This window comes from Roseovarius sp. (assembly GCF_018066915.1).
Classification (GTDB): Bacteria; Pseudomonadota; Alphaproteobacteria; order Rhodobacterales; family Rhodobacteraceae; genus Roseovarius.
Genome location: NZ_JAGPVV010000223.1, coordinates 1 through 5,376, shown reverse-complemented (window position 1 = coordinate 5,376; position 5,376 = coordinate 1). Strand labels below are relative to the sequence as shown.

General features: G+C 61.2%; 4 protein-coding genes and 1 pseudogene. 4 read left to right on the top strand and 1 reads right to left on the bottom strand.

Going from position 1 to position 5,376, the window contains the following annotated elements; all coding sequences use genetic code 11:
* A pseudogene (locus KBT70_RS12525) lies at positions 1-283 on the bottom strand (ABC transporter permease); the annotation flags it as partial.
* A gap of 100 nt (positions 284-383) precedes the next feature.
* Between KBT70_RS12525 and KBT70_RS12520 the strand changes: the two are divergent.
* From KBT70_RS12520 to KBT70_RS12505, 4 genes are all read left to right on the top strand, one after another.
* Positions 384-1,352: a LysR family transcriptional regulator gene (locus KBT70_RS12520; protein WP_296633823.1), complete on the top strand. Its 969-nt coding sequence runs from the start codon at positions 384-386 to the stop codon at positions 1,350-1,352.
* Positions 1,353-1,480: 128 nt separating this feature from the next.
* Positions 1,481-3,142, top strand: a complete 1,662-nt coding sequence (locus KBT70_RS12515) for a Na/Pi cotransporter family protein (RefSeq protein ID WP_296633820.1) — start codon at positions 1,481-1,483, stop codon at positions 3,140-3,142.
* Between the two features lie 148 nt (positions 3,143-3,290).
* Complete coding sequence (locus tag KBT70_RS12510) at positions 3,291-4,844, top strand: FAD-dependent oxidoreductase (RefSeq protein ID WP_296633817.1); 1,554 nt, start codon at positions 3,291-3,293, stop codon at positions 4,842-4,844.
* 41 nt (positions 4,845-4,885) lie between these two features.
* On the top strand, positions 4,886-5,376 hold a 491-nt coding region (locus tag KBT70_RS12505), incomplete at its 3' end, for an adenylate/guanylate cyclase domain-containing protein (protein ID WP_296633812.1).

The following is a 5,376-nucleotide window of genomic DNA, read 5'->3' as shown; positions in this document are numbered from 1 at the left end:
CGATGAAATAGGCCGCCGGATAGCCCATCAGGGCGCAGATCACCGTGGTGATTGCCGCGATTTTCAACGTGTTGAGCAGGATGTCGCGATAAAAGCGATCCGTGAGCGCCTTTTGCCAGTTGTCGAGGTAGAACCCGACCGTATCCGCGCCCATGGCCGAGCGCAGCCAGAACGAATAGACCACGATGAACATCAGTGGCACGAGCAAAAGCAGCGCCACCGCTCCCAAGGCGGGTGACAACAGAATCCACGGCTGCCTCGCCTCGCGGGCCTCGACCGACATGCGTCTCCCTTTCACGCTCTGCCCGTGATGTCCGGGCTTGCGAGCAGGGTGCAAAGCGGTCAATCATTAATCAAATAGATAAAAGGAATTGTGACAATAGATGCAGCCTATAGAGGATCGCAACAGCCCCGAACGCATCATGCGCGAGATGGATTGGAACCTCTTGCGCACCTTTGTCGTGCTGGCGCAGTCCACTTCGGTCACTGACGCCGCGCACCGGTTGCGCCTGACACAGCCCTCAGTGTCTACAGCGTTGAAAAGGCTGGAGGATCGGGTGGGCAAGCGTCTCATCCACCGCGCGCCGGGGCATTTCGCGCTGACCGAGGCGGGCGAGGTTCTGTATCGCGAGGCGCTCGATATCCAGGGCTCTATCCTGCGCCTCTCGACCCTCATGCGTGACATGACAGACGAGGTGACGGGCCATGTGCGGCTGTCTCTGGCCTCTCATGTGATCTGCCCGCTTTTTGATCAGGTGTTGGCCGAGTTCCACGTCGAGAACCCCCGTGCGACACTAGCAATCGAGGTGCATTCTTCGGCGCAGGCGATTGAAACTGTGTCGGCGCGCTCTGCCTCCTTTGCCATCTGCCTTGTGCATCAGCGCAACCCCAAGCTGGAGTATATGCGCCTCTATCGAGAGTTCTTTGGCCTCTTTTGTGGGCCGCGCCATGCGCTCTTTGGGCAGCGCGATTTGACCCGCGCCGATCTCGCCGGGCGCTCTGCGGTCAGCTTTGAAACCGACCGATTGCAGGACGCGCTAAAGCCCGTGACGCTGATGCGTGCGCAGGCCGAATTAGGCGATCAAATCATCGCGACCTCCAGCCATCTGGAGGAAGTGCGCCGCATGATCATTGCGGGGCTGGGTGTGGGCCCGCTCCCCCTGCATGTGGCGGCGCGCGATGTGCGCGACGGTCTCTTGTGGCAATTGCCGCCCTATGATCAGACGGCGGCGGTCGATGTGCATGTGGTCTGGAACCCGCGCGCCGTGCTCAATCGTGCGGAACAGAGCCTGCTTGACCGGCTGCTCGCCCGGATCGACGCGACGCCCATCGAAGAGCGCACGTATCGGTGAAGGCGTGTCATAAAACCTTCACAAAACTGTCACACTTGGCGAATTCTGCCCCCGCGCCCCTTGCGCAGCGGTATTGCGCAGGTCACTCTCGGTGCTCTTGACCACGGCCACGCGGATGAGTCACCGAATTGGACGACCCAAACCTCACAGTTTTCTTTCTCCAGATCGCCGGGGCTGCGGCGCTGCTGATCTGGTCCGTCCGCCTTGTGCGCACCGGGGTCGAGCGGGCCTTTAGCGCAGAGTTGCGTCTTTGGTTGCGCCGCTCGGGTCAGAGCCGCGTGCTGGCCGCCATTACCGGCATGATTGCGGCCATGGCGCTGCAGAGCTCGACCGCCGTTGCCATTCTGACCGCCGGTTTCGTGGCGTCGGGCGGCATCGCCATTGCCGCAGGGCTTGCGATCCTGCTGGGCGCAGACCTTGGATCGGCGCTTGTGGCTAAGTTGCTGCTGGCGCGGCAGGCTTGGTTCATCCCGGTTCTGTTGCTGGGCGGTGTGATCCTCTTTTTGCGCGGGCATCAGAGGCGCGTGCGCCAGACTGGGCGTATCCTGATCGGTCTCGCGCTGATCTTTGTTTCGCTCGACATGCTGCGCGCGGCGACCGAACCCCTGACCGACAATCCCGCAGCGGCGGCGGCGATGCAATATCTGGCCCGAGACCTCTTGACCGCCTTTGTGATCGGCGCGGTTTTTGCCTGGCTGGTGCATTCCTCGGTGGCCGCTGTTCTGCTCTTTGCTACATTGGTGATGGAAGGGCTGATGCCCGTTTCGGCGGCCATGGCGCTGATCCTTGGGGCAAACCTTGGCGGTGCTTTCATCGCCTTTGGTCTGACACTCGCGGCCGAGGTTGAGGCGCGGCGCTTGGTTCTGTCAAACCTCTGTCTGCGTGGGGGCGGGGCGGCACTGACGCTTGCCGTGCTGACGGCGTTCCAGCCGCCTTTGGCATGGCTAGGGGCCACGCCGGCGGCGCAGATCATCCATTTGCATATCCTGTTCAATCTGGCGCTCGTTGTGCTTGTCTTGCCCTTTACCGGGGTCGCGACGCGGCTTGCCGGTGCGTTCTTGTCTGCGCCCGGCCAAGGTCGCGCGCTTGATCACATCACGGCGCTGGATCCCGGCGCGCTCGGCAATCCCACCCGTGCCCTGTCCTGCGCCACGCGCGAGGTGATCCGGATTGGTGAAATGGTCGAGGCGATGCTGCGCCCGGTGCCCACACTCTTTACCCAGTGGGATGAGGGCACGGCATCGGCAATCCTCGACGCCCAAGAGACCCTGCGCAAACGCCACTTCGACACCAAGCTCTATCTCGCTCAACTCACGCGAAACGGTCTGGCGGAAGAGCTGAGCCAAAGCTCGCTCGATCTTTCGACGACCGCCGCCAATTTCGAGGCGGCGGGGGATGCGATTGCTACCACGCTTCTAAGTCTTGCGCGGCGTCTGACGACCGAAGGCGTGCATTTTTCCCGCCCCGGATGGCAGGAGATTTGCGATTTCCACGACCGGGTGCTGGCCAATGCGCAACTGGCGTTGCGTGTCATGATGACCCAGCATCCCGACGATGCCCGCGCATTGGTGGCGGAAAAGGACAGCATCCGCGCCCTGGAGCAAGAGTTGCAGCGCGCGCATTTGGGCCGTCTGCGCGAGGGGCTGACCGAGAGTATCGAAACCAGCAATATCCATCAGGAGACGCTGCGCGCCCTCAAGCAGGTGAACACCGGGTTTACCATGGCGGCCTATCCGATCCTCACGGAAACCGGCGATCTGTTGTCCAGCCGCATCTCGTCGCGGGCCTGAGCGATCCGGCGGCGACGCACGCGAGATCCGAGATGGCGTGCGTTCCATACAACCTTTTAGAGATTCAATGACTGCCTGAAACGGTGTATCAAGGACGGGACCGGCCCCGGTCCCATTCCACCGCATCACATATTTCCGGAGAGCACATTTGAACACCAAAGCATCCACCCCGCCCGTCACGCTGACCGTCGCCATCGACGGCGCAGCCCCTGTCACCAAGACATGCGATCTACTGGTTGTCGCCTGTGATCCGCGCAATCTGAGCGGCATTTGCGACTATACCGCCACGGAAACCGCGGTCTTTGACCAACTGACCAACTTCACCTTTCACACCACGCTGGTGCGGGTGCAAGTGCCCAATCCTGCACCGCAATACGGGATCATTCTTGCCCCCACCGAGATCACCGCCATGGCGGGCCATGTCAGCGGCTATCGCAATGAAACCGCCAAGCAATTCTCGCTCGAAACCGCCAATTCGATGACCGAGAACCTTGTGACCGTCTATCAGTTGCAGGGCCCGGCCAATCCGCCGATGACCGAGGCGGAGTTTCTTGCCAATCTGGAGCAGACGCTGCCCACGCTCGATTGGTGGCCTTATCCCGATTACGAGATTGTCACCGACAGCACAGGTGCGACGGTCGATCTGCGGACACCCTATTTCGACCATTTCGACAATACCGGGCTGCGCGGGGGCGGGCCGTGGAACTATCTCGGCCTGCAAGGCAAGAACAACACGGTCTTTGTCCATGGTTCGACCTGTTTTGAATCCGTGCTGCAGTGCTGGCAATATGGCGGCATGTTGCTGGATCAGCAGGAAAAGCTGGGTTGGTCCCTGCCCACCGACAAGACCGCGCCGATCATCATTCTGGGGGCCGGACCATCGGGGATGATGTTTGCACATCGTCTGCAAGGCCTGGGCTATACCAATGTCGAAATCCTCGAATCTACCGACCGTTTTGGCGGCAAGACGCATACTGTCACCTTTGATCTCCCCTCGCCCAACGGGCAGCCCACCGCTTGCGAGCTTGGCACTTGTTACCTCTCGCCCGCCTATGACCATATGGCCGCGCATTTTGCCGAGTGTGGGTTCATGAACGGCAACATCCGCGAGGGCATGTTTCTGACTGCCGACCATCAGGACCCGGCAGGCCACACGATCCGCGCCATGGTCACAACCGGGCAGTTTCCCGGCGTGGCGGCACCGGCCACGTTGATGGATTATGACGACTACACGCTCCTCAAGGGGTATTACGAGGCCAACCAGCCCTTTGCCGATCCCGCAAACTGGATGGCCGGGTTCGATGCGGACAAGGTCAAGGCCGAGATTTTCGTACGGCTGGCGGAATATGACGTTCTGCTGGCGCTCTTTCGGGGCCTCACCCTGCCCATGCCGCTGAGCGCGCCGACGGACTTGCTGCACTATGACAGCTTCTACGATTTTCTCGCCAAACATGATCTGCTGATCCTGACCGGCATGCTGGAATATGCCTATTCCGTGCAGGGATATGGTCCGCTGAAGCAAATTCCGGCCTATTATGGCATGATCTGGATTTCGCTCCCGCTGACGCTTGGCTTGATCTTTAGCGACAAACCGGCCGTGACCGTTCTGTCAAAAGGTTGGCTTGATATCTGGACACAAATGGCCCCAACGCTAGGTATCACCCCAAATGCTCAGGTGACAAAGATCACCCGCATGCCCTAGAATCAGGGGGCGGAACGGGCACCGCGACGAAGGGGACAAAGGTGAAGACGCTGGAGCGCAGGGCGACAACCATCGCCGCCGCAGATGTGGTGGGGTTTTCACGTCTTGTCGCGATGGACGAGGACGCGGTCTTTGACCGGCTGCGCGTTTTGCGGCACGCTATCATCGACCCGGCCATCGCGGACCATGGCGGGCGCGTCGTCAAATCCATGGGCGACGGGCTCTTGGTCGAGTTCCCCGGTCCAGCGGCAGCGGTTCATGCCTCGCTCAGTGCGCAACGCGCCATCGCAGCGCATGAACGCACCCATCCCGAGGATTTGCGTATTCGTCTGCGGGTGGGCATCAATCACGGCAGCGTGCTGATCGACGGGAGCGATGTGTTGGGCGATGTGGTCAATATCGCGGCGCGCCTTGAAACCCTGTCGGCCCCCGGTGGCATCTGCGTGTCGCGCACCGTGCGCGACATGCTGGCCCGCGAACCCGGCCTGACGATCACCGGGCAGGGCATGCAGTTTGTGCGCAACATCCCCAC

Bases quoted from the DNA above. Each gene is read 5' to 3' on its own strand.
- KBT70_RS12520 (WP_296633823.1), top strand. From the start codon at position 384: ATGCAGCCTATAGAGGATCGCAACAGCCCCGAACGCATCATGCGCGAG.